Origin of the sequence: Stenotrophomonas sp. yr243 (assembly GCF_900184195.1) — a bacterium.
Taxonomy (GTDB): Bacteria; Pseudomonadota; Gammaproteobacteria; order Xanthomonadales; family Xanthomonadaceae; genus Stenotrophomonas; species Stenotrophomonas lactitubi.
The window spans coordinates 187963-212367 of the sequence record NZ_FXWT01000004.1 but is presented as its reverse complement, the minus strand read 5'-3'; the positions used below and the strand labels follow the sequence as shown (position 1 = coordinate 212367).

Here is a 24405-nt window from a genome sequence, read left to right as displayed (position 1 = left end):
GAGCATGGGCTCGGCTCTACACACAACAAAAAAGGGCCGGTGTCAAGCCCTTCGTGCAAATCACGCGAGGCTTGAAACCATATACGGGGCAATAGGTTAGCTCTGTTTCGTGCCGCTTGCAGGGGATGCGGCGTTGTGGGCTGGGAGCCACATGAGAGCCTTGGGAAAGCAAGCCAGGTCGCGCTGTAGCGGTGATGATTGCCAAGGGACGGCGGGCTTGTTCGGTCATCATAGCCCAATCGTTCGCGGCACTCCAGAACGAAGAACGCGCAGCATTCGGCTGCGCGTTCGAGGGGGTGGCCTGCGTGGTTGCTGTGCATCGTCAGCCTGGTTTTGGTGGCGCGGGCTTGCCCGCGCCACCCTTCCTGAACCCCCGATCCCCCGCCATGAAGGCTTCCAGCATGTGCGGGATCAGCGTCGCTGCATCGACAGCTTCGCCATAGGTTTGCGCATGGATCTGTGCATAGCGGTCGAGGTCAGCTTTCAGGCTGGCGGGGCAGGCAAAGGTCAGCTTGACGCTGCTGCTGGAGGGCAGCGGCCCCAAGCGCAACTTCTTGGTCGTGCTCATCGTGATGTTCCTCGGTTGAACATGAGCGGCTGGTAGGGGCGAAGCGTCAAATCGCGCGCAACGATGATCCGCACCGGCAGGCCCGGCCGACTGGTCAAGGTCGGCTGGATGTTCATGTTGCGGCGAGTCATCTCCTGGCCGACCTGATTGATGCTGTCCTGCGCGCTGTCGCGCCCGGCGATGATGATGCGATCGCCGTCCTGACGGTTCTCCGGCGCGGCCAGTTCGGCACCGACGCCCAGCAGCGTCGTTAGCGCCGCACCGGCGAAGATGCGGCCCCAGTGGTAGTCCACATCGTCTTCCAGGCCGGCATAGCCGGCCGGGTCGGTGCCGACCAGGTTGTCGAGCGTGAGCGAAGACGTGTCGGGCAGAATGACCCGGTTCCAGACGACTTGAACCCGGCTCTGCCCATAGCTGACCTGGCTGTTGTAGCGCCCGAGGATGCGGGAGCCTTGCGGGATCAGCAGAAACCTGCCGGTGGCCGTGTCATAGACCGGCTCCGTCACCGTGGCGATCACGTCGCCCGGCAAGTCCGACTTGATGCCCGTCACCAGTGCCCCGGCAATCACCGTTCCGGCCATGACCTGATACGGCGAAGTCGGCAGGGTCAGATTGCCGGAATTACGAGTTTCCGTGGAGCCGCCTTGCAGGAATGCCTCCTTCTGTTCCTGCCGGTTCTGCACGGCGGTCGGATCGGCGGGCTGGGCCGCCGTCGAGGCCGGCCCGGCCGCCATCGGATCGAAGGCCGCATTGGCGGCGAAGCCCGGCGCGGCGGCCACCTGCGACTGTGCCACCGGCGCGGCGCCTTGCGTGCCCGAGCGGAAGAACACGGATGAGGCGGCGGCTTCCTCGGCCTCCTTCAAGCGGGCCAGGCGCTCGGCTTCGGCCGGATCGTGGCCGGGCGGCGCATAGCCGACCGCCGGCTGCTGCTGCGAATTGACGATGGCCGGGCCAAGGTCGCCCGGCAGCGGCGGCCCCAGTTCGGGCACCTCGGGCGGTAAGGCGGGCGGCAGTTGGGAATAGTCGGTCGGAAGCCGCTCCAGCCCTTCGGAGCGGGACACACGATCGACGTTGTAAAGCTCGGCCTGCTCGCCAGCGCCGCGCCGCTGCGGTTGCAGCGACCACATCAGCGCGCCCAGCACCGCCACCGACAGGCCGCTGGCGATGATCGCCAGCACGCGCCGGTTCAAGCGCGTGACCGGGCGCGGCTGGGCGCGCAGCGCCACCGTTTCCGGGGCCACCTTGTCCGCCTGCGGGATGGCAAGGTCGGGAGTGTCGTCCTGGCTCATGCTCAATTCCTCCGCGCCACGCCGTCGGTGCGTTCGATCCGCACCACGTCGCCCTTGTCCCCGCCCAGGCGCAGTTCGGCCGCGCCGAACAGCCGATCCACGATGTAGTACGGCGAGCGGAAGCGGTAGTTCACCAGTTGCCCGTCGCCCTGCGCGCCGATGACAAACAAGGGCGGCAGTTCGCCCTGGGCGATGCCGGTCGGGAACTGGATATAGACCTTTTCGCCATCATCGAAGGCGCGCAGCGGTTTCCACGACGGATTGCTGCCGCTGATCGCGTAGCGGAAGCGGATGCGCTCCAGCGACAGGCCGGTATCGACCGGCACAGTCGCCTGCGCGGCCTGCGCCTGGCGCTGCAAGGCCAGCATCCGGTCGCGCGGATAGTCCCAGGAGACGGATGCCATCCATGCCCGCTCGGTCGAGGTCAGCTCCAGCAGATAGGTGCGGCGATTGGTGGTGATGACCAGATTCGTCTTGAGGCCCGAACGCACGGGCTTGACCAGCACGTTGACGCGCAACTCGTCGCCCGCGCCGCTGGACGTGTCGCCGACGATCCAGCGCACGGTGTCGCCGGCGGCGACCGTCACCAGTTCCTCGCCCGGCTGCAAGGACACCACGGTCACGCGCCCAGGCGCGGCATAGACCTGATACAGCGCGCCATCGGTGAAGGGCCAGACCTGGATCGCATTGACGTAGCCCTCGCGCGTGGGCGCGACGCGCGCCTCGGTATTGGCCTTGGACACGCGCACGGTTTCGTCGGCCGGTTCCGGTGCAGGCTGGGCGTCCTCGCCGTCCGGCAGCGGCTTCAACTGCGCCGGCAGCGCCAACGGCTCGGGCAAGGCGACGACTTCCAGCGGCGCCGGCGGCTCGGGAATGAATTGCGCTTCCACCGGCTCGTCGAGAGGGATCACGGGCGGCGGCTTGCCCTGCGTGGCGCAGCCCGCCAGGGCCAGCAGCATCAAAGGGAAAGCGTAAAAACGGATAAGCGATTTCATGGTTTGGCTCCATCGGAAGAATCCAGTTCTCGGCTCCACGACAGACCATTGACGTAGATGCCCAGGGGATTGCGGCGCAGGCGTTCCTCGGTGCGCGGGGTTTGCAGCACGATGGACACCACGGCCGTCCACCGCTCCAGCCCGGCGGCCGCGCCGTTGACGTACCGGCGTTCCGTCCAGCGCACGTTGAACGACGTGTCGCTTGCGCGCACGACGCTGGTGATCTGCACCGTCACCGTTTCCTTGCCGACTCGGGTGAAGGGGTCGTTGGTGCGGGCGTAGTCGTTGAGCACCGCCGCGCCCTTGTCGGTGGTGTAGTCGTAGGCATCGAGCCAGTTCTGCCGCACCACGATGGGATCGATGGACAGCGAGCGCACCAGCGTCACGAAGCGCGCCAGGTGGTGCGCGATCTGCGCGTCGGCGGGCCGGTACGGCGTGGCGGCCTCGCCCACGGCGCGCACCTGCCCGGCCTGATCGACCTCGATGACATAGGGCGTGACGATGGACTGCGCCGAGCGCCACACCAGGCCGGCGGCCATCAGCAGCGCGAGCACCAGGCAGCCGAAGGCCATGAACCGCCAGTTCTTCGCCTGCACACGCGCCGAGCCGATACGGTCGTCCCACACCTGCGCGGCGGCTTGATAGGGAGTGGCAGGCTGCGGCGTGTCGGCGTAGCGCACCTGCGGTCGTTTGAATCGCATGGGTGTTCTCCTTGAAGGTCAGGTGTCGGAATCGCGCAGGCTCGGGCCGGAACCCGATCCACCGCCGTCGCCACCGCGCAGCGTGTGGGCGGCGGTGGTGGCGGCATGGGTGATCTGCTGGCGGCGGTGCATCCGCTTGGCCCAGGCGGGCTGCTCCTGCTTCTGCGAGCCGGCGGCATCGTCTGCGGCTGCACCGGCCCCTGCGCCGGATGTGGCCCCTGCGCCGCCGTCGGCCTCCGCGCCGTTCCATCCGGCGCGGAAAGGGCCGGCCATCTTCTGCCCAGCAGCGGAAGCGCCGGACGCGGCGCGGCGGCCCGCCGCCTGCGCGCCGGTCTTGGCGACGTTGCCCATACCAGCCATCGCCCCTTTGGCCCCGCCGCCCGCAGCGGCGGAACCGGCCCGGAATGCCGCACCGGCGCTGCCGGCAGCAGAAGTCGCGGCTCGCGCACCGCTGCCGGCCAGCTTGGCGGCGGCCGGCGCCATGCGCGCGCCGGCCGCCACGGCACCGCCTACGCCGGTCGCGGCGGCGCCGAGGGCAACCGCTGTACCGGCGGCGCCGACCGCAGCGCCGGCCATCGCACCGGCGCCAAGCTGCGGCGCACCGGACACCAGGCCGGTGGCGATGCCCGGCCCGAAGATCCCCAGCGCCAGCAGCGAAAGCGACGCCAGCATGATGACCAGCGCATGGTCGATGGATGGTTCGTCGGGATGCACCTGGAACTCGGCGAACAGGCCCGAACCGATGCCGACGATGACGGCCAGCACCAGCACCTTGATGCCCGACGACACCACGTTGCCGAGCACCTTTTCCGCCAGGAAACTCGTCTTGTTCCAGAGCGCGAACGGCACCAGCACGAAGCCGGCCAGCGTGGTCAGCTTGAACTCGATCAGCGTGATGAAAAGCTGGATCGCCAGCACGAAGAAGCAGAGGATGACGACCAGCCAGGCGAGGAACATGACCACGATGGGGTCGATGTTCACGAACACCTCGGGAAAGCCGGCCATGTCGCCGATCTGTTCCAGAATCGGCGCACCCGCGTCGATGCCGGTCTTCGCCAGCCGTCCCGGCTGCAGGAAGTTCTCCATCGTGATGGCCGAGCCGGTGGCCGTCAGGCCCAGGCCAGCGAACGAGCGGAACACGATGCCCGCCAGCCAGTTGAAGTTGCCGATGATGTAGGCGAAGGCGCCGACGTAGAGCACCTTGCGCAGCAGCTTGGCGATCACGTCCTCGCCCTGGCTGGTGGCGTGGCTCATCGCCCAGTACAAACCGGCGATGGTCATGTCGATGACGATCAGCGTGGCGGTCAGGAACGCCACTTCGCCTTGCAACAGCCCGAACCCGGAGTCGATGTAGCGTGAGAACGTATCGAGGAAGCGGTCGATGATGGTCACGTCGTTCATGGCGTCTCCCCTCCAATGGGTTCATCGAAGGTGGGCGGAATGGGCGGCAGCTCGGCCAGCGTCCGGTACTCGTCCGGCCCGGTCTGGCCGGCGAAGAAGCGTCGGCGGAAGGCTTCGGCGGTGGCCTGGCAAGCGTCCTCGCCCACGGCCTGCCGGTCGGCCGCGCATTGCGCACGCAATGCCTTGAGCCGCACGGGATCGGCGGCCAAGGCGTCGGCCAGGTTCTCGGTGGGCCGCTGGCCGCAGGCAGCCAGCAGCACGGTCAGCAGGACGGAAGCGCATCGCATGGCCGCCTCCGGTCAGTTGCCGTAAAAATCGACGCGCTGCGGCGTGTACGGCGTTCCGGTGCCCAGGAAGCGCCGCCGCACTTCGCGGGCGCGTTCGGCGGCCGCAGCTTGCCGCGCCAGTTCGAGCGAGGCAGCGCGGTCTTGCGTGATCTGGAGCTGCTGGGACTGGATCGACTGCTTGGCCTGGAGCGCGAGAAGCTGGTTCGTCGCCTGCATGGCTTGCAGCGCGCCGGTGGCGGACTGGCTCTGGCTCACCAGGTCGGCCAGCGCGCTTTCGTCTTCACGCAGGTTCTGCGACACCTGCGCCTGCATCCGCATCGCGGTATGCAGCCCGTCGAGCGTGTTCTTCCACCGCTCGCGGGCATCGCGGAACATCTGATCGCCGCTGATCGTGGCGGCGTACTGTTCCGGGTACAGCCGCGCGAAGTCGCGATCGAGGTTCTGCACATCAAAGGCCAGCCCCTGCGCCTCGGCGATCAGGCGTTCGGTGGTGGCGAGCGTCGAGCGCAGCCGGTTGACGATGTTGAAATCCAGATTCGCCAGGTTGCGCGCCTGGTTCATCAGCATCTGGGCTTCGTTCTGGAGTTGCTGAATCTGGTTGTTGATCTGCTCCAGCGTGCGGATGGCCGTCAGCGTGTTCTGCACGAGGTTCGTGGGATCGACCACGACCCATTGCGCATGAACGGTGGAAGCGGTGCAAAGCATGGCCGCGACGGTGGCCGCGAGAAGACGCTTCTTCATGGCAGGTTCTCCTGTGGTTGGGAAAGGAGCGAAGCGGCCGCCGGTGCGGACGGCAGCAGGTCGGCGGCCCAGTCGAGGCCGCGTTGGCGCAGCCACGCGCCAGCGAAGCCGGGTGCGCCGGCCTGCGTCAGCACGCGGTCGATGTCGCGTTGGTCTTGCGGAGTGGATGCGCCGGCGAACGCAAGCGCAGCCGGCCCCAGGTCGAGGTCGAACAGGCGATTGCCCAAACGCGACTGGTAGTAGTAATCGCGCTTGGGTTCGGCGGTGGCGACGATCTCGATCTGCCGGCTGTTGAGGCCGAAACCCTCGTAGATCGTGCGAATCTGCGGTTCTGTTGCCTGCGGATTAGGTAAGAAAATCCGACTGGCGCAGCTTTCGATGATCGCGGGTGCGATGGTCGAGTCCTTGATGTCGGCCAGCGATTGCGTAGCGAAGATGACGCTGACGTTCTTCTTGCGAAGCGTCTTGAGCCATTGCCGGATGCGGGCGGCGAAAGACGGCTCATCAAGGAACAGCCACGCCTCATCGAGAATCAGCAGCGTAGGCGCACCGTCGAAACGTTCGTCGAAGCGGGCGAACAGGTAGCGCAGCACCGCTTGCACGGCCGCCGGGCTGTGCATCAGTTCTTCCATCTCGAAGCCCTGCACGTCGGCCATGCCCAGCCGATCGCGGTCGGCGTCCAGCAGCTTGCCGTGCGCGCCGCCGAGCACATACGGCGACAGCGCCTGGCGCAGCGCGTTCGATTGCAGCAGCACGGAAAGCCCGGTCAGCGTGCGCTGTTCCACCGGGGCACCCGCGAGGCTGCCCAGCGCCGACCAGATGGCCGCCTTCTCGTCGGGGCCGACGGTCACGCCTTCGTGCAGCAGGCGGCCTTCCACCCATTCGGCCGCCCAGGTGCGGTCGGCTTCGCGGTCGATACGCGCGAGCGGCTGGAACGCGATGCCGCCATCGGCACCGAGGTCGTAGTGTTCGCCGCCCAGGCCGAGAGTGGTGGCGCGCATCGAGCGCCCCATGTCGAAGGCGAAGATGCGCGAGCCGAAGTAGCGCCGGAACTGCATCGCCAGGATGGCAAGCAGTACCGACTTGCCCATGCCGGTCGGCCCGGCGACCAGTGTGTGGCCCACGTCGCCGATGTGAGTGACCAAGCGAAAAGGCGTCGCGCCATCGGTGCGGGTGACGATCAGCGGCGGGCCGTCGAGGTGGTCGTTCTTCTCCGGCCCAGCCCATACCGCCGACAGCGGCATCATGTGCGCCAGATTCAGCGTCGAGACGATGGGCTGGCGCACGTTCGCATAGGCATTGCCGGGAATGGACGACAGCCACGCATCGACGGCATTGAGGGTTTCCGGAATGGTCACAAAACCCCGGCCCTGGATGACGCGCTCCACCATGCGCAGCTTCTCGTCGGCCGCGGCCGGGTCGGCATCGAGCACCGTCACCGTGGCGGTGAGGTAGCCGAAGGCCACCTGATCGCCGCCCAGTTCCTGCAAGGCGGCATCGGCGTCGGCCGCCTTGTTGCTGGCGTCGGTATCGACCAGCGGGCTTTCCTGCTGGAAGATCGTTTCGCGTAGCAGCGCGACGACGTTCTTCCGTTTCGCAAACCACTGGCGGCGCAGGCGGCCAAGTTCTTTTTCTGCTTCCGCCTTGTCCATGCAGAGAAAGCGCGTGCTCCAGCGGTAGCCAAAGCCCAGGCGGTTGAGGTCGTCCAGAATCCCGGGCCACGTCGAAGTCGGAAAGCCTCGCACCGACACCACGCGCAGGTGTTGGTCGCCCAGCATCGGCGCAAGGCCACCGACCAGGGCGCAGTCGGCCAGCAGCGCGTCGATATGGAACGGAACTTCGGGAACGCCCAGCCGGTAGCGCCGCGTCGAAACCGTCGCGTGCAGGCCGGTCAGCGTGTCGGCATCATCGAGCCAGGCGATTTCCGGCATCACGCCGTCGAGCAGGTCGAACACGCGATCGGTTTCCGCCACGAAGGTATCGAGCCGGCCACGCCAGTCCACGCCGTCGCCGGGCGAGTTCTCGTAGAGCAGCTTGGCCGCGCGGGCGCGCGATTCCTCCGGCGGCAGGTACGCGAGCGTCAGGTGATAGGCGCTCTCGAAGTGATGCCCCGATTCCTCGAAGGCCGCGCGGCGTTCTTCATCGACCAGCCAGGAAAGCGGTTCAGGAAAGTCGGAGTGCGGGTAGTCCGCCGCCGGCCGGCGCTCGGCCTCGATGAACAATGCCCAGCCCGAACCCAGGCGGCGCAGCGCGTTGTTGAGCCGCGCCGACGTGGCGATCAGCTCGCCCTGCGTGGCGCTGTCCAGATCAGGCCCGCGAAAGCGCGCCGTGCGCTGGAAACTGCCATCCTTGTTCAAGACGACACCCGGCGCGACCAGCCCGGCCCAGGGCAGCCAGTCGGCCAGCAGCGCGGGCCGCTGGCGGTATTCGGCAAGGTTCAGCATGGCGGCGTCCCCTCACACGTCCAGCAGCGGGCGGTGCTTGATGTGTCGGGCGAAGACCTGCATGAACTGCGGATCGACACGCGCGCCCCACGCGGCCAGCGAATGGCCGACGATCCAGAGCACGACGCCGGGAATCCACAGTTGCAGGCCCAGCCCGACGGCGGCCGCCAGCGTGCCGTTGGCGATCGCCACGGTGCGCGGTGCGCCGCCCAGCAGGATCGGCTCGGTCAGCGAGCGATGCAGCGGCACCTCGAAGCCGGGCGCGAAGCCCGGCGTGCCTTCATCGACGGCACTCATACGACGGCCCCGCCGGAAAACGAAAAGAAGGACAGGAAGAACGAGGACGCGGCGAACGCGATGGACAGGCCGAAGACGATCTGGATCAGCTTGCGGAAGCCCCCCGACGTGTCGCCGAAGGCCAGCGCGAGGCCCGTCGCGATGATGATGATGACGGCGACGATGCGTGCCACCGGCCCCTGGATCGACTCCAGGATGGATTGCAGCGGCCCTTCCCACGGCATCGAGGAACCGGCGGCCTGCGCGCTGCCGGCCGTCATCAGCATGATGGCGGCCAGCATCAGGCCGCGATGGGCCGGCCGGGCCAGGCGCCGCAGGCGCGCAAGGATGGGAACCGGATTTACGGAAAGGCGGAAAGCAGGAACGTGCATCTGCGTCATGGCAGTTCTCCAGGTGGGTCGAGGGACGGGGAAGGCGCAGCGGCGGCGGCTGCGAGGGAAACCGGCGGCAGCTCGGGAAGTGGCGCTTCCAGCGCGTCCGCCAGTTGATAGCCGGCGGCGTCGAAGCCGACGACGCGGGCGATGCTCTCGACGTGGCGCTTGCAGCCACGCCCGGCGATGTGGATCACGAGGTTGACCGCCTCGGCGATCAGCGCACGCGGCGGATTCACCGCCACTTCGAGGATCAGTTGTTCCAGGCGCAGCAGCGCGCCCAGCGCGGAACCGGCGTGGAGGGTGGCGATGCCGCCCGGATGGCCGGTGCCCCACACCTTCACCAAATCCAGGGCTTCGCCGCCGCGCACCTCGCCGACGATCACCCGATCCGGCCGCAGCCGCATCGTGGCGCGCACCAATTCCTGCATCGACACGACGCCGGCGCGCGTGCGCAGCGGCACGTGGTCGCGGGCCGCGCATTGCAGCTCGATGGTGTCTTCGAGCACCAGCACGCGGTCGCCGGTGGCGGCGATCTCGGCCAGCAGCGCATTGGCGAGCGTGGTCTTGCCGGTGCTGGTGCCACCAGCGATCAGGATGTTCTGCCGCTCGCGCACGGCGCGGCGCAGGAAGTCCGCTTGCCCGGTGGTCAGGATGCCGTCGGCCACGTAGCGATCCAGGCCGATGATGCTCACGGCCCGCTTGCGCAGCGCGAAGGCCGGGCCGGGCGCGGCCGGCGGCAAGATGCCCTCGAAGCGTTCGCCCGTCTCCGGCAGCTCGGCGGTCAGCAGCGGTTGGCCGCGATGCACTTCCGCGCCAACGTGTGCCGCGACCAGGCGGATGATGCGTTCACCATCGTCTTCGGACAGCTCCACGCCCAACGGCGTACGGCCCGATGACAGCCGATCCACCCATAGGGTGCGGTCGGGGTTGAGCATGACTTCCACCACGTCGGGGTCGGCCAGCGCGGCGGCGATCACCGGCCCCATTGCCGTGCGCAGCATCTGGATGCGGCGATCCAGCGAAGCCGCGACGGATGAGCGTTCGGGCGGTGTCTGTGGAACGGCGCTCATGAGGCACGCTCCTGTGCTTCGGCCAGCGCCGCCGCATCGTCCATGCGCCCCAGCTCGGGGTGCAGCTCCTCCACCACGTCGCGCACCAGGCTGCGGCCGCGCAGCAGATGGCGGCCGAGCTGTTCCACGAACTGCTCGAAGCGGGCCTTACCCTGCGCGCGGGCCGCCTCCTGATGGGCTTCGGGAATCGGCGTGCTGACGGTCAGGAAGTAGCGGATGAACAGCGCCAGCGTTTCGATTTCGATGTTCTGGTCGCGCTCCAGGCGCTCGGCCTGCCGCGACAGGCGATCCAGCCGCTTGGCGATGGCGGCCTCGCGCTGGTCGCCGGCATCCGGCGACAGCCAGGACGCCAGGGCGGCGGCCACGATGCTGGACTTCGAGACGCCTTTCTTGGCGGCCAGTTCTTCGAGGCGCTTGGCGTGCTCGGGCTGGATGAACAGGTTGAGGCGGTATTGGCTCATAAGTCGATTCCGTCGTTGGGATTCAGCGATGCCAGCCGGGCCGTGCGCTGCATGGCCGGGTCGAGCTGGCCGGGAAGCGGCAGCGGCAGGTCGTCGTCGTCATCGAGCAGCGCCAGGTCATTGCCGGCGGGCTGCGGCTCGGGGCTGTATTCGGTGACTTCGGTTAGCTCCGGCTGGCGGCGCGGGCCGCCGTCATCGGGGCCGCCCAGGGCATCAGCGGATACCGTCGCGGGTGCGGCGGGTACGGCCGGGATCGCCAAGCCACTCCAGTCGTCGGCGCGGGCTGGTGGTGCGTCGGCATAGCGTCCTGCCGCCAGCACGGGCGGCGGCAGCACGCGCTGCTTGAAATTGGCGTCGGCGTAGTAGCGCAGCTTGTTCGCTTTGATGGGCGCCACGCTGGACACCATCACCACGGCCTCGTCGGGCGGAAGCTGCATCACTTCGCCGGGCGTCAGCAGCGGGCGAGCCGTCTCCTGGCGCGACACCATCAGGTGGCCCAGCCACGGCGCGAGCCGGTGGCCGGCGTAGTTGCGCTGCGCACGCAGTTCGGTGGCGGTGCCCAGCGTTTCGGAGATTCGCTTGGCCGTACGCTCGTCGTTCGTTGCGAACGTCACGCGGACATGGCAGTTGTCGAGGATGGAATGGTTCTGCCCATACGCCTTGTCGATCTGGTTGAGCGACTGCGCGATGAGGAAGCTGCGGATGCCGTAGCCGGCCATGAAAGCCAGCGCCGTCTCGAAGAAATCGAGCCTGCCCAGCGCCGGGAACTCGTCGAGCATCAGCAGCAGCTTGTGGCGGCGCGCGATGCCGTCGGAGCCGTCAAGCGATTCTGTGAGCCGCCGCCCGATCTGGTTGAGGATCAGCCGGATCAGCGGTTTTGTCCGCGAAATGTCCGAGGGCGGCACCACCAGATACAGCGAGACGGGATGCTCGGATGCGATCAGGTCGGCGATGCGCCAATCGCAGCGCGACGTGACTTCGGCCACGGTGGGGTCGCGGTAGAGCCCGAGGAACGACATGGCGGTGCTCAACACGCCCGAGCGTTCGTTGTCCGACTTGTTGAGCACTTCGCGCGCAGCGGACGCGACAACCGGGTGCGGTGCATCGCCCAGGTGCTTCGTCGTCATCATCCGGTGCAAGGTCAGCTCGAACGGGCTGGCCGGGTCGGACAGGAAGTTGGCGACGCCGCGCAGCGTCTTGTCTTCGCCCGCGTACAGCACGTGCAGGATGGCCCCGACCAGCAGCGCATGGCTGGTTTTCTCCCAGTGGTTGCGCTTCTCCAGCGCGCCTTCGGGATCGACCAGGATGTCGGCGATGTTCTGCACGTCGCGCACCTCATGCGCGCCGCGCCGAACCTCCAGCAGCGGGTTGTAGGCCGCCGACTTCGCATCCGTGGGGTTGAACAGCAGGCAGTGCGAGAAGCGCGAGCGCCAGCCTGCGGTGATCTGCCAGTTCTCGCCCTTGATGTCGTGGATGACGGCGGACGCGGGCCAGGACAGCAGCGTCGGCACCACTAGACCCACGCCCTTGCCCGAACGGGTGGGCGCAAAGGTCAGGACGTGTTCTGGCCCTTCATGGCGCAGATAATCATTGCGGTACTTGCCGAGGAAAACGCCGGCCGGTTGGGTCAGCCCGGCTTTGCGAATGTCATCCGCTTCGGCCCAGCGCGCCGAACCATAGGTCGTGACCAGCTTGGCCTGCCGCGAGCGCCACACCGACATGGCGATGGCCACCACCACGGCCAGCAGGCCGCTGCCGCCCGCAATCGCGCCGCTGGTGTCGAAGACATGCGGCGCATAGGCGTCGAAGAAGAACCACCACTCGAACAGCCGCCAGGGGTGATAGACCGGCGTGCCGAAGAAGTCGAACCAGGGCGAGCCAAGGCGTAGCTGATAGCCCAAGGCGGCGGCTGTCCATTGCGTGGCACCCCACACACCGGCGATCACGATGCCGAAGACGGCGGCGATCTGCCCGAACAACACGCCCTGACCTTGCATGACTGGCCTCCGATTTCCCCTGCGCTGATTCCTCGTTCACTCGCGGCACAGGGACGTGCCGCATGGGATGAGGATCAGTGCCGGGTCGGTGCCGGTCAAAGGCCGTTATCGGGAGAAAGGTCGAGTAATTGGAAAGAATTAGCGGTGCATCGAGCCAAAGAAAAACGCCGCAAGCGAGGGCGCATTGCGGCGTGTCGAGCGGAAGAATGGAAGTTTCGCGGCGGATCGAACGCGATCAGAACTTGGGCGGCTCCTTCGGCGGTGTGTAGTGCGTATCGCCGTCACCATAAAACCGCTTGCGCGTGGCTTCGGCCACCCGGTTGCACAGGACGTCGCCCAGCGTGGGGCGGTCGGTCTTGCATTGCTGGCGCAGCTCTTTCAGGCGCACAGGATCAGATGCCAGTTCTTCAACGCTCGGTACGTCTTTCTTCTCTGGCGCATCCTTCGGGCCGCAGCCTGTCAGCACCGCAACCAGCACGAACGCAATGGCCTTCCTCATGGTTCGGGTTCCTCCAGGGAATCGGGATCGTCGTCCGGCATCGGCTTGTCGGCTTCGGGCGAGTCGATGGCCTGCACGCGCTCGATGAAGCGGGCCAGCGTCTCCGATGGTTCGGCATCCAGGCGCAGCAGATAGGTGGTGAGCAGTGGCGATCGAGCGGCCAGCGGCCGAGCCACCACGCCCTGCTCGCGGCTGGCCGCGATGTGCGCGGCGCCCGTCAGGCCCAGAGCGAAGCCCGCCGAAACCAGCGCCATCATCAGGTCGCAGGACGTCACCCGTTCGGCCACCAGCGGTTCCATATCCACGCGGCGCAGCACACGATCCACCTGCCGTGCATGGCCTTCACATGCCACTGGGTCGCACAGCACCAGCGGATAACGCAGCACTTCTTCCAGCGGGATACGCTTGTGCGCCAGCAAGGGATGCCGCGACGGCACGGCTACCATCAGCGGGTCGCTCCAGACGGGCACAGCCACGATGCCATCACCGGCTTCATCGGCGCGGGCGAACCCGACGTCGTACAGGTCGTCATTCAGACCCTTGATCTGCTGCGACAGCGGCACCTCGAACAGACGGATTTCGACTTCGGGTTCTTCCTGCCGGCACAGCGCCAGCAAGGCCGGCAGGCGTGACGGCGTGATGCCGTCGGACAGGGCGATGCGCAACTGGCCGTGGAAGCCATTGGCAGCCGCCTTCACGCTATCGCGGGCCTGCTGCAAAGCGGTGAACACGCGCGGCACGTGATCGAGGAACAGCTTGCCCGCGCGGGTCAGTCGCGTGCTGCGCGTGGTACGGGCGAACAGCACCACGCCCAGTTCTTCCTCCAGTTCCTTGATGGCGCGCGACAGCGGCGACTGCTCGATGTGCAGCTTCTCGGCCGCACGGGCGAAGTGCAGTTCTTCGGCCACCGCTAGAAAGCAACGAAGATGACGCAACTCCATGTCTCACATTCTCGCTCGCACTGTTTTTACCCCCGTTGCTTCGGATGGCTAAATTTCAGCAGCAAATTATGGATGTTGATCTGATACCTTACTTGCCCGGTAAATTATTCCGAATGCCATAACCACGCAGAGCAGGAATGCATATCGAAGTCCAAATGCATTAGATAAAAATCCGATCAATGGTGGTCCGATAAGCAGACCAAGGAACCCAATTGTCAGAACAGAAGCTATGGCGGAGCTTGGTGCCATGGTCGAGGATTTCGCGGCGGCGCTTGCCACCAACGGAATAACAGCACCGATACCGAATCCAACAAGACAGAAACCGACAATCGACGACAGCAGACTTGGATGCAGCACCGTCATCGCCATGCCAATCAGCGTAAGTATCCCGCTCCATTGCAAAGTTCTTCTTATGCCAAATCGGTCCACGAACCGGTTCAGTGCAAGCCTGCCAATGGTCATTGCCCCCATGAACACAGTGAATCCAAGACCGACAAACTTTCGATCGGGTGAAACGACATCTTGAAAGTAAACGACACTCCAGTCGTACATGATGCCTTCGCAGGCCATGGAGCAGAAGGTGATCAGGCCGTAGTTGATCAGAGATTTATCCGGTATTGCGAACGCCTTGCCGGCTTGTTCTAGGTTCGACTTGTCGTGCAGGAGCCGCCAGCACGCCAGTGCGGACATTAATGCAATGAACGATATCACGCCGAAATGCAGGGGCATGGCAATATCTTGGCCAATCATTAACGCACCAATTCCTGCGCCAACGAATCCGGCCAATCCCCATATTCCGTGGAAAAATGGTAGTTTCGTTTTTCCGCTGATGACTTCCGATAGGCTCGCCTGCGTATTGTTCGATACGTTGACTGCGCTGTAGGAAAACCCGAAGATGAACAGCAGAATCGCCAGTTGGTAAGCATCCATGGCAAAAGGAATGAGGGCCAACAGAACGGCATTGGCAATGATGGCCGCCACTCCGACAACCCTGCTTCCTAGTTTTGCAATAGCCCACCCCGCTACCGGCAATGAAAGCACCAGGCCGGCTGACATGGCGAACAGTGTGCTTCCGAGTACACCATCGGACAGCGAGAGTTCGTCCTTTATCGTTGCGACTCGTGAACTCCAGCTTCCGAAGCACAATCCCAGCATGAAGAACATGCCGCATATTGCGATATTGTTTTCCTTCATTGTGGACGACCTTGACCCGATCTCGGAATTTAGTGAATGAGCACATTCCGTTCGGCCAGCAAGTACATTGCCCCGTTGGAACTCGAACGGATTTTTATATTTTCTGACCTGGACTAAGCCGAACTTTGCGCCGCTAGAGCATCAATGCCGGTAAGTTCTGACGAAAGCGTCCAAAGACGCAGTGCTTGTTCAGGGTCGATGGCGTATTCACGCACGCCGACGAATGAGTCGTCATCACCGGAAGCAAGACTGGCAACGTCACAGTCTTCACAGTAAAGACCGCCCATATCTTCCAGTTGGGGAGATGTTGCGGCCCAAACCTGGGTCGCGGCGCCTTGCTGCGTTGTCTTAAAAGTTGGATCGGCGGGATTGCCACTGGTGTCGAGCCAGCCGGCGGCAATCATTTCTTCCTGCAACAGATGGCGTTGGAGTGGAGTAAAAATCTTCCCAGGATGAAGGGAGAAAGCCCTTACGCCTTCATTCTGACCGAGACGATCCAAATGGACAGCAAACAATGCATTGGCCGTCTTCGACTGCCCATAGGCCAGCCACTTGTCGTAACCGCGCGTGAATTGCACGTCATCCCAGCGGATGCCGGATTGGTGGTGCCCGGCTGACGACACGGCCACCACCCTGGCGCCACCCTTGAGTGCCGGCCAGAGCAGATTTACCAGCGCGTAATGTCCAAGGTGATTGATGGCAAACTGCGCTTCCCAACCCTGTCCCACACGGGTTTCAGGGCAAGCCATGATGCCCGCGTTGCCAATCAAGATGTCGATATGCCGGCCAGTTGCCAGGAAGCGTTTCGCGAAGTCATGCACGCTGGCAATGCTGGAAAGATCCAGCTGCTCGACTTCGGCGCCGGAGATTTCGCTGGTCTTTGCACGAGCCACTTCTATATCACGCGCAGCGACAATGACCTGCGCGCCGGCATCCGCCAATGCTCGTGTTGTCTCTAGGCCCAAGCCGGAATGGCCTGCAGTGACCACGACAGTGGTGTTGGATAGGTCGCGCCCTACAAGCGTCTCTGCTGCGGTGGTTGTCGCTCCGAAACCGGAGTGGATAGGAGACTGTTTGCTGGTCATAGAATGTCCTCGTGAACCTGACGTGGAATCGGGGCAAAGCCCCCACCCAGCATTGTCCAGGCTAGACTTAGGACTGTTAATGCAGCAAACTCTAATTCTCTGTCGAGATCGTCCGAAGCGCTACATGGATCCACTATCTGAAGTTCTCTCCCTTTTGAACACTCAAAGCTCCGTCTTCGCAGGTCTGAAGGCGGGTGGAGACTGGGCCATCGACTTTCCGCCGCCCGATGGCATCAAGTTCAATGCGATCGTTGAAGGGACGTGTTGGCTGACGGTGGAGGGCGTGGAACAACCTATCCAACTGACGGCTGGAGATTGTTTTCTGCTGTCGCGCAAACGTGCATTCTCACTTCGCAGCGATCTGGAGCTGCCCGCTATCCATTCGGATGAGATTTACCGCCATGCGATCAACGGTGTCGCCCGTTGTGGAACCGCCGATGCGTTTTTCCTGATTGGGGGACGCTTTGCCTTCGGTGAGGAAGCTGGCCTTCTATTCGAGGGACTACCTCCTGTCGCAGTCATCAAAAACGGCTCAGATCAAGCCTCCGTGCTGAATTGGGCTTTACAGCACCTTGCTCATGAACTTGCTACTCCATCTCCAGGCAATGCGATTGTGGTTCAACATCTAGGCCACATCATGTTGGTACAGGTTCTTCGGATTTATCTGACCCAGGAAGGAAACAGTACGCCAAGCTGGTTGCTGGCTATATCCGACCCACGCATCGGGGCAGTTATCCAAGCCATCCATGCCGATCCAGCCCGCTCTTGGACGGTCGAAGACCTCGCCAAAGTAGCGGGTGTTTCTCGTTCGACTCTTGCCTTACGTTTCAAGCAGAAGGCCGGCATTGCTCCTTTGGAGTACGTCTCACGCTGGCGCATGCAGCTAGCCACACGATCCCTGAAAGCCAACCACACCACTATTTCCTCGATAGCGCAGAAGTTGGGTTATGACTCCGACAGTGCGTTTAGCCATGCTTTCAAACGCATAATGAAATGCTCACCCCGTGAATATAGGGAGAGGCTGGCACACGTTCCGCAACAATAGGAAGGGGATTCACACTTAAAGTTGCGGGCCACGCTGCCACCCAATCTCCCATGACACCCCACCGCCGCGCACCGTCGCGGCGATCTGCTGTCCCAGCCGCTGTTCGATCACCGGCCGCCACGGCACCAGGCTGAACCCCATGCCGTCATCAAGCATGGCGTAACGCCCGCTGGCGAGCATGACCGAGCGCCGGTAGATGCCGGCCACGCGCTGTCCGTCGGCGACGGGCCGATGTTCCAGGCCGGTATCGGCGGCAATCTCCTGTGCGGCCTGTGCCAGTTCCCGATTGCGCAGCGTCCCCAGCAGGTTCCGGGCGAGGATCACGCGCTGCCCGCGCCGCTCGGCTAATCCCTGTTCGGCCAGGAAGTCGGCGCGCTGTTGCAGGGTGTTCTTGACCTCGCCGCCAAAGCCCAGGTCGCCCAGCCCCTTGCCGCCGATCAACTGCTGGTCGAGCCAGGTCGCGCTGATCACCCGCGCCTGCCGCTCGATCGACAGGTGCGATTTCAGTTCCACCGCCACGCCGCCCAGCCGTTGCGCGTCGTACTGGCGACCGCGCTCTGCCAGGTCGCCCGGCACCTTCCATAGTCCCTCGGCCACACGCTCCACGATGCCGGCGCGGCGCAGGGCTTCCAGCCGGCGGACGTGGGCGGCGACGACTTCCTGCGGATCGCGGCCCGCCTTGGCCTGGCCCTGCTCGATCGCCAGGTGGTGATCGGTGCGGTACAGGCCATCGCTCGCCAGCGTGGCGATGTTCTTGTCGGCCGCCCGCACCTCGTCGGAACCGCGTACCTCCACCACGGCTCCGGTGGGATAGTTCGCCAGCTCGTCGCGGGTGTTCAACGCGACGTAGTGGGCCTTGCCGTCCACGCCGTCGATGACCAGATAGCCGCGGTCATGCAACTCGTCGGCCAGCCCCTTGGCAGCGACGCGGCCGACGATGGTGCGGCCGTCGTCGCCCGGTTCGAACACCGCCAGCTCGCGCGGCTGGCCGCTCATGGCCCGCTGCATGGTGCGGATGATGTCGCCACGCTCGCCCAGGGCGCGCAGGGTCTTCTCGGTATCGGCGTGAACCGCCCAGGTGCCGGGCTGCGTCTCGTCGGCCAGGCCCAGGCGCTGCAAGCGTTGCAGGCGGCCGATCAGCAGCAGGCGCTGGCGTTGCAGCCGGGGTTCGTTGAAGCGTTCGATCTGCACCCGGCCATCGTCGCCGGCCTCGCGCTGCAACGTGCGGTCGAGGCTCGTCCACCGCTCTTGCTCCACCTCGCGCTGCAAGGTCTGCTGGATCTCCAGTTCGGTACGCGGCCCCAGCCACTCCGTCGCTAGTTCGGCGGCCCGGTGGCGAAAGCCGTGGGCGATGTAGTCGCCCGCGATGATGAGGTCTTTGCCGGTGTCGTCGCGTCCGCGCACGATCAAATGCGTGTGCGGGTTGTCGGTGTTCCAGTGATCGACCGCCACCCAATCCAGCCGCGTGCCCAGGTCGGCTTCCATCCGATTCACCAGATGCCGGGTATAGGTGCGCAGGTCGTCCAGTTCGGCGCCGTCCTCCGGGGAGACGATGAAGCGGAAATGGTGCCGGTCGTCGGCGGCCCGCTCCTTGAAGGCATCAAGGTCGGCTTCGTCGGTCTGCGGCCCGTAGGCCCGGCCCGATTCGCCATCGCGGCCGGCGCCGTCGCGCTCGATGTAGCGCAGGTGCTTGGCGAGCGACTGCGGGCTGGCCCGTTGGTGATTGACCAGCAGGGTCTTGATGGTCACGCGCCGCGACATGGGCGTGAGCTTCGCCCCGGCGAAGAGCGCTGCCGTATGGCCGCGCCCCAGGCGCGAGCCGGGACGCTGGCCGGTGCCGGCCGCCCCAGGACGGCGCACCGCCGATTTGCCGCTGCTGGCTTTGCCGGCCTGCTTGAGTACCTTGGAAACGAAGCTCTGGCCTTGGCCCTTGCCCCGGTTCTTCGGGGCACTGGGTCGCACGCGAAAATCGTCGTCGCGGCGGTCTGTCATGGCCGTTCTCCCCGCAAGCTCTGGCGTGTCCGGTCGTGCGAAGCACGCGGACATGCCTGCATTGGCGCGGGCCTCGCGCCCCAAGCGGCACGGCGGCGAAGCCGCTCCGTGCCGCGCCATCCCCATGTGCAGACAGGCTTTCGACGCGGCCCGGTGCCGCGTCCTTTTGTCTTGCCTTCCGCCTTTGCCCTTAGCTGTCGCTCCGGGCGTAGGCGGCCCGGCGGCGCTGCGCTGCTTGCAGCCAGCCCGCCGACGAACGCGGCGATGGCCGCAGGCCGTGCGCGTTCGAGGCAAAACGCCTGCACGTTGGGCGGCTGCGCCGGACGTCGTGCGAAGCGCGGTGCGAATGCGCCCACGCTGCACGCGCGACGACACGGTGGCAGCAGCCGGAACGGCATGCCCGATGGCACGATGAGATGCACGGCAACGTGCAGCGAATCGGCGGCCATCATGGGCGTGTCTCCAGCCAGACCGGATGCGCAACGCCGATCACGGCGGATGCGCTGACCGGGCCGAAATAGCGGCTATCGAACGATGCCGGATTGGTCACGCTCAAGAGGAACAGCTCGCCCTCGGCCAGCGGGCGGCAATGCTGCCAGGATGGCAGCGGCCGGCCCAGCCGATCGACAGGGAGCGCGGCGGCCGCAGGCACTCCGTCGATGCGAACCTGACGGGCGACGATGCAGACGTGTTGCGGCGCGACCGCGCCCACACGTTTGAGCAACGGAACGTGTGCCGGCAGATAGCCGCGCTGCGCAGCGAGCGCGGCAGCGTCGGCAGGCAATCGGGTCAAGACGATGCTGCCCACTTCCAGCCGACGTGGCAGCGAGGCGGCCCGATGGTCAAGCGGCTGCACGCGATACCAGCCGACCGGAACGCTGTCGGACGGGTTGTAGATCAGGCGCGGCAGCGGTTGCACGAAAGCCGCCCAGGCCAGCGTAGCGAGGCCGACGGCGGCGAAGCCCGCCAGCACGATGCGAGCGCGCAGGCGCGAGCGAGGACGCGGCGCGATTTCGGGTGTGCGTGCGGTGGTGGAATCAGCGGTCATGGCAGCGCCCTCCCGGCCAGCCAGGCGGCGTGCCGTTCGGCGGTGTATTCGGGCAGTGCTAAGCGGGCCGCCAGACGGTTGCCCAGCGTGCGCCAGTACGCGGGCGGCACGTCGATGGCGGTGATGCCTTGCGCCTCGATGCCGTCGATGCGCTCCAGCACGGCACGTACCGCGTTCTCGCCTTCGGCGTGCAGCAGCAGGCGTGCGCCAGGCCGTACCCCGGGGATGCGCTGTACGTCGTCCAGCGGCGTGGCAGCTTGCATCACCATGAGCTGCCAGCGGATCGTGCCGTAGTCGTTTGCTTCCCAGCGCACGCGGCAGAACATTGCACGCGGCAGGAACACCGCGCAGCGCCGCCAGCGGTCGAGCCGCAGCGTGCGCGCCGGTTCGCCGAAACGCAGGTAGAGCTTGAAGCGCGGTTCGATGTAGGCGAGCGATACTCGAGTCAGCGGCACGTTGCCAGCCTGGCCGGCGAGCGTCGAAAGCGAAGGCGGCGGCGCAGCAGCCGGTGCAGCCGGCGCAGCGTGAGCGGCAGGCAAGGCGGATGCGTTCATGGCAGGTTCTCCGGGCGCTTGTCGGGAAACTCCCGTTCCAGCAGACCGCGCAGCAGTTTGGCCACGGTCACGCCCTGGCCGAAGGCGACGATCTTGATGCGCGCGCGCAGCGCGGGCGTCACGTCGAGGGTCAGGCGTGCGGTGTAGAGGTCGCCTTTGTTGAGCGCATCGGCATCGCCTTGGCGAATCCACGCCTCGGCGTGCGGATTCGCGGGCGGACGTACTCCAATGCCGACGCGCTTACCGCGTGGTGGCTGCTTCGCTGTCATGTCGGCCACCGCAGCAGTTCGTCCACCAGCGCGGCGATCTCGCGCGCAGCTGCGCTGTCCGGCGCAGTCTCGCGTGCAAGCCGACCAGCGGCCACGCTGTCGGCGAAGACGATGCGCTGGCGCACCTCGGCGCACCTCGGCGCGCAGCGCCGGCAGCGGCTGTTCGGCCAGCGATTGCCGTGCTTCCCTGCCGATGATGGTGGTACTGACGCGCCGGTTGATGACGAAGGCCGCGCGCAGCGCAGGCCGGAACACCTGTGCCTCACGGATCAGCGCCACCATCTCGGCGCTGGCCCACACATCGTAGGGGCTGGGCTGCACCGGGATCAGTACGCGCTCGGCCGCCAGCAGCGCGGAGCGCGCCAGGGCGGCGATGCGCGGCGGGCCGTCGATGATGACGTGATCGGCGCGGCGGGCCAGCTCTGGCGCTTCCTGATGCAGCGTTTCGCGGGCGAGGCCCACGGCGCTGAACAGCCGTGGCAAGCCCTGCTGACTTCTGCGCTGCGTCCAGTCCAGCGAGGAACCCTGCGGGTCGGCATCCAGCAGGATGACGTGCTGGCCGCGCAGCGCCAGTTCGCCGGCGATTTGGGTGGCGAGCGTGGTTTTGCCGACGCCCCCTTTCTGGTTGAGAAACGCGACGATCATGGCGTGGCCCTCCCTGCTGGAAAGCCGGCCTGGCCGTGCCGTTTTGTGGTTGTCCACCGAAACGGCGCGCTTCTACTAAAAGTTAGAGATTTATAGTTAGGTAAGTTAGAGGGGGCGCAAACCCGCGCCGTTACTGGCTTTGCGGCGTTTTCGTACTCCTGATAGCACGAGGATCGTACTCCTGATAGCACGATACCCGGTACTCCTGATAGCACGAGGCCATTCACAGGTTTTCCCGCAGTTATCCCCGTGCCGTGGACGGCACGGGCCGGAAGGTCAGCAGTTCCAGCCTTTCGCCCGGCATCGGCTCGATGCCCAGCACGTAGCCGGGCAGCGACTGCCGCGCGACCAGCACGCGCAGGTCGTAGGCGAAGTCCGAGAAGCGCGCCGCGCTGCCGGACTTGCGGTGCAGGTGCCGGAAGTCGAATTGCCAGCCGTGTTCCTGCCGCCCGCCGTGCTTGCGCACCAGGCGGTACAGCCAGCGTTCGATGCCGCCCTTCAAGCGGAAATAGGCCGGGTCGATGGTCAGCACCAGGGCGGCATCGAGCACGCCGGCATAGAACCAGTCCGGCAGGATCAGCTCGATGCCCAGCGGCGTGCCGCTGGCGTCGGCCAGCTCGCGCCATTCGTTCACCCACGAAAAGCGGTGCAAGCGCCGCCCGGTGGTTTCGCGGATGGAAGTCGCCACGCTGGTCGATTGCAGCCGGTCGAGTGCGGCTTTCAGGCGCTGGTAGTCGTTGAGGGACGTGCCGCGCCCGATGAAGCGCAGGATTTCGTAGGGCGTGGCGTGTATCCAGCGCGACGGGCGAATGCCTGCGTCGCGCGCCTCCACGATCTGCGAGGCCGCCCAAATCAAAACGTCGGCATCCCATATCGTGGCGATGCCGTGCTCGGCCGTGCCTTCCACGCGGATGGTGATGTTCCCGCTGTGGAAGTCGATCGGCGCCGTGCGCCGCGACTTCGCCAGCGAGAAGAACGGAAAGGCCATCAAGTCCTGGCTGTCGCGCGGCGCCATGCCGTCGCCCGGCAGCGCGCGGAACAGGTCGAGCTGTTCCCGCTGCTGCGATCGCTGCCCCGACGGCAGCGATGGACTGGACATGACGATGGCCACCGGCGAGCCGACGATCAGCGGCCATCACGGTAGTCGCCCGCGTGGCGCTCGGCATATTCCGGGTCGGACGTGGCCTCGTAGCTGCGCTGGTCGGCCCAGGCATCGAGGTCGGCCACCGCGTACATGACGCGGCGGCCGAACTTGCGGAACTTCGGGCCGCCGCCGATCACGCGCTGTTTCTCCAGCGTGCGCGGCGACAGCCGCAGGTACTCGGCGGCTTCGTCGTTGGTCAGGTAGCGTTGGGGCTGCACGGGCGCAGCGACAGCAGCGGCGGCAGGCCGCAAGGGAGCGGGGCGCATGGGATGTACCTCCATCAAGCCCGACCACACCACGCAGCCGGATAGAGGCACTTTCAAGAAAGCAAGGCTTCCTGCTCAGGGACGTTTTGCAGGGGATGCAGCGCGTCCCTGTGCAACGGGCGGAAGCTGTGCAAGGCGGCGGTAGCCGCCGCGCATCAGCGCATCGCCCCGGCGTACCAGTCGCCGCACGCGGGCGCGCAAGGCGCTATCGGCGTACCAGTCGTCTGCGACTGCATCGGCACCGAACAGTCCTTCGGCCACGTCGCGCAAGGATGCGCCGGCTAGGGTCGCATCGAGCGCCTGGAACGTGTGCAGTTCCAGCAGCGCGGCGAGTGTCGGCCGTGGCCGTGCCGTTCCCGCGGGTAAGGTATCGCCAGCGATGGCCAGCTTGTCCAGCTCAGCCGCCAGTGCCTGATAGCGAACGCAGGGTGTGGCGCAGGCGCGGATGGCATAGGCGTAGGCCATGCCATCGCTCAGGTCGGGTGCCAGCGCGAAGCGCAGGCAACAGCCCGGCCAGCGCGTCAGCAGCACCAGGCGCTTGCCATCGTGGATCAGATGCTTCTGGCCGGGAATGCGCCAGAACGCGAAGGCCACCGCGTCGGGCGGCGGGTCGGCGTCCGGGTAGAGCTGCACCACCGCATCGTGATAGGGGAACCAGGCCGGATGTGCGTCGCGCGAATCCAGGGCGGGATCTTCCAGCAGGCGCAGCCCCCAGCGCGCGGCGGCCTCTGGCCGGCGGCGCCGGCGCAGCCAGTCGCGGCGGTAGTCGGGGTGGCGGCGCAGGTATTCCCACGCCAGCGCGGGGCCGTCGAGATGCAGCGTGTAGAGATACGCGGCGGTCGGATACCAGTGTTCGGCGCTCGGGTCAGCCATGACGCAACCTCCTGTCGTTCAGCAGGAACGTCGCCACGGATTCCGCCGTGCGGGAGCTTTCGAGTCGCCATCAAGTCGTCATCGAAATCGGGGTACGCTGTAACTGCTGGTGTTAAGTCTGATTCGCTCCAGGGCATTGCGGAAATCGTCTGAATGCGACGGCTGCGCCGCCACAAAAATGGTGCGCAGCGTGGAGCACCGTGCAGTAGCCCGCGCCAAAGATCA

At 65.8% G+C, this 24405-nt stretch carries 25 protein-coding genes and 1 pseudogene; 1 reads left to right on the top strand and 25 read right to left on the bottom strand.

The annotated features are described in order from the left end of the window. Positions 1–322 precede the first annotated feature (322 nt). The 17 genes from QOL57_RS18005 to QOL57_RS17925 all read right to left on the bottom strand — a co-directional run bounded on the left by QOL57_RS18005 (position 323) and on the right by QOL57_RS17925 (position 16344). Positions 323–568, bottom strand: a complete 246-nt coding sequence (locus QOL57_RS18005; protein WP_089238552.1) for a DUF2274 domain-containing protein — start codon at positions 566–568, stop codon at positions 323–325. Further along, positions 565–1857 (bottom strand): TrbI/VirB10 family protein, encoded by a 1293-nt coding sequence (locus tag QOL57_RS18000; RefSeq protein WP_089238550.1) that lies wholly within the window; start codon positions 1855–1857, stop codon positions 565–567. Before QOL57_RS18000 ends, QOL57_RS18005 begins: the two co-directional genes overlap by 4 nt. A 2-nt stretch (positions 1858–1859) precedes the next feature. Then, a complete protein-coding gene (gene trbG, locus QOL57_RS17995) occupies positions 1860–2852 on the bottom strand; it encodes a P-type conjugative transfer protein TrbG (RefSeq protein WP_089238548.1) in 993 nt (330 codons plus the stop codon). Beyond that, positions 2849–3553 carry a conjugal transfer protein TrbF gene (trbF, locus tag QOL57_RS17990; RefSeq protein WP_089238546.1) on the bottom strand — a complete coding sequence of 235 codons (705 nt, stop codon included), beginning with the start codon at positions 3551–3553 and terminating at the stop codon, positions 2849–2851. Before trbF ends, trbG begins: the two co-directional genes overlap by 4 nt. 18 nt (positions 3554–3571) lie before the next feature. Further along, entirely contained in the window at positions 3572–4954 is a 1383-nt protein-coding gene (trbL, locus tag QOL57_RS17985) for a P-type conjugative transfer protein TrbL (RefSeq protein ID WP_089238544.1), read from the bottom strand. After that, a complete protein-coding gene (locus QOL57_RS17980; protein WP_089238542.1) occupies positions 4951–5241 on the bottom strand; it encodes a hypothetical protein in 291 nt (96 codons plus the stop codon). Before QOL57_RS17980 ends, trbL begins: the two co-directional genes overlap by 4 nt. A gap of 12 nt (positions 5242–5253) precedes the next feature. After that, the gene (gene trbJ / locus QOL57_RS17975) at positions 5254–5982 is read right to left on the bottom strand and encodes a P-type conjugative transfer protein TrbJ (protein WP_089238540.1); all 729 of its coding nucleotides are present in this window, start codon (positions 5980–5982) and stop codon (positions 5254–5256) included. Continuing rightward, complete coding sequence (gene trbE, locus QOL57_RS17970) at positions 5979–8426, bottom strand: conjugal transfer protein TrbE (RefSeq protein WP_089238538.1); 2448 nt, start codon at positions 8424–8426, stop codon at positions 5979–5981. The genes trbJ and trbE overlap by 4 nt, the downstream gene beginning before the upstream one ends. 12 nt (positions 8427–8438) lie before the next feature. Further along, the gene (locus QOL57_RS17965) at positions 8439–8723 is read right to left on the bottom strand and encodes a VirB3 family type IV secretion system protein (protein WP_089238536.1); all 285 of its coding nucleotides are present in this window, start codon (positions 8721–8723) and stop codon (positions 8439–8441) included. Beyond that, on the bottom strand, positions 8720–9103 hold the full coding sequence (locus tag QOL57_RS17960) for a TrbC/VirB2 family protein (protein ID WP_072432641.1): 384 nt from the start codon (positions 9101–9103) through the stop codon (positions 8720–8722). Before QOL57_RS17960 ends, QOL57_RS17965 begins: the two co-directional genes overlap by 4 nt. Further along, positions 9100–10167, bottom strand: coding sequence for a P-type conjugative transfer ATPase TrbB (trbB, locus tag QOL57_RS17955; RefSeq protein WP_089238534.1), 1068 nt, complete (start codon positions 10165–10167; stop codon positions 9100–9102). The genes QOL57_RS17960 and trbB overlap by 4 nt, the downstream gene beginning before the upstream one ends. Next, positions 10164–10628, bottom strand: coding sequence for a ribbon-helix-helix protein, CopG family (locus tag QOL57_RS17950; RefSeq protein ID WP_089238532.1), 465 nt, complete (start codon positions 10626–10628; stop codon positions 10164–10166). Before QOL57_RS17950 ends, trbB begins: the two co-directional genes overlap by 4 nt. Continuing rightward, on the bottom strand, positions 10625–12625 hold the full coding sequence (locus QOL57_RS17945) for a conjugal transfer protein TraG (protein WP_089238530.1): 2001 nt from the start codon (positions 12623–12625) through the stop codon (positions 10625–10627). The genes QOL57_RS17950 and QOL57_RS17945 overlap by 4 nt, the downstream gene beginning before the upstream one ends. Before the next feature lie 235 nt (positions 12626–12860). Continuing rightward, on the bottom strand, positions 12861–13124 hold the full coding sequence (locus QOL57_RS17940) for an EexN family lipoprotein (protein WP_089238528.1): 264 nt from the start codon (positions 13122–13124) through the stop codon (positions 12861–12863). After that, positions 13121–14065 carry a LysR family transcriptional regulator gene (locus tag QOL57_RS17935; RefSeq protein ID WP_089238526.1) on the bottom strand — a complete coding sequence of 315 codons (945 nt, stop codon included), beginning with the start codon at positions 14063–14065 and terminating at the stop codon, positions 13121–13123. Before QOL57_RS17935 ends, QOL57_RS17940 begins: the two co-directional genes overlap by 4 nt. Positions 14066–14131: 66 nt before the next feature. After that, positions 14132–15259, bottom strand: a complete 1128-nt coding sequence (locus QOL57_RS17930; RefSeq protein WP_089238524.1) for an MFS transporter — start codon at positions 15257–15259, stop codon at positions 14132–14134. A gap of 113 nt (positions 15260–15372) precedes the next feature. Beyond that, complete coding sequence (locus tag QOL57_RS17925) at positions 15373–16344, bottom strand: SDR family NAD(P)-dependent oxidoreductase (protein WP_089238522.1); 972 nt, start codon at positions 16342–16344, stop codon at positions 15373–15375. Positions 16345–16468: 124 nt separating this feature from the next. Between QOL57_RS17925 and QOL57_RS17920 the strand changes: the two genes are divergently transcribed. After that, positions 16469–17389: an AraC family transcriptional regulator gene (locus QOL57_RS17920; RefSeq protein ID WP_089241168.1), complete on the top strand. Its 921-nt coding sequence runs from the start codon at positions 16469–16471 to the stop codon at positions 17387–17389. A 15-nt stretch (positions 17390–17404) separates the two neighbouring features. On the opposite strand, the gene QOL57_RS17915 is transcribed toward QOL57_RS17920, so the two are convergent. The 8 genes and pseudogenes from QOL57_RS17915 to QOL57_RS17880 form a co-directional block, all read right to left on the bottom strand. Further along, on the bottom strand, positions 17405–19381 hold the full coding sequence (locus QOL57_RS17915; RefSeq protein WP_141134241.1) for a relaxase/mobilization nuclease and DUF3363 domain-containing protein: 1977 nt from the start codon (positions 19379–19381) through the stop codon (positions 17405–17407). Between the two features lie 448 nt (positions 19382–19829). Further along, positions 19830–20429 carry a S26 family signal peptidase gene (locus tag QOL57_RS17910; RefSeq protein WP_089238516.1) on the bottom strand — a complete coding sequence of 200 codons (600 nt, stop codon included), beginning with the start codon at positions 20427–20429 and terminating at the stop codon, positions 19830–19832. Then, complete coding sequence (locus tag QOL57_RS17905; RefSeq protein ID WP_089238514.1) at positions 20426–20983, bottom strand: DUF2840 domain-containing protein; 558 nt, start codon at positions 20981–20983, stop codon at positions 20426–20428. The genes QOL57_RS17910 and QOL57_RS17905 overlap by 4 nt, the downstream gene beginning before the upstream one ends. After that, on the bottom strand, positions 20980–21252 hold the full coding sequence (locus tag QOL57_RS17900; protein WP_141134240.1) for a chromosome partitioning protein ParB: 273 nt from the start codon (positions 21250–21252) through the stop codon (positions 20980–20982). The genes QOL57_RS17905 and QOL57_RS17900 overlap by 4 nt, the downstream gene beginning before the upstream one ends. Continuing rightward, positions 21249–21897, bottom strand: a pseudogene (gene parA, locus QOL57_RS17895) (ParA family partition ATPase). Before parA ends, QOL57_RS17900 begins: the two are co-directional and overlap by 4 nt. Before the next feature lie 241 nt (positions 21898–22138). Next, the gene (locus QOL57_RS17890; RefSeq protein WP_176429854.1) at positions 22139–22996 is read right to left on the bottom strand and encodes a replication initiator protein A; all 858 of its coding nucleotides are present in this window, start codon (positions 22994–22996) and stop codon (positions 22139–22141) included. Positions 22997–23022: 26 nt separating this feature from the next. Continuing rightward, the gene (locus tag QOL57_RS17885; protein ID WP_026069907.1) at positions 23023–23307 is read right to left on the bottom strand and encodes a helix-turn-helix domain-containing protein; all 285 of its coding nucleotides are present in this window, start codon (positions 23305–23307) and stop codon (positions 23023–23025) included. 75 nt (positions 23308–23382) lie between these two features. Next, complete coding sequence (locus QOL57_RS17880; protein WP_089238506.1) at positions 23383–24180, bottom strand: DUF2285 domain-containing protein; 798 nt, start codon at positions 24178–24180, stop codon at positions 23383–23385. Between the last annotated feature and the right edge of the window lie 225 nt (positions 24181–24405).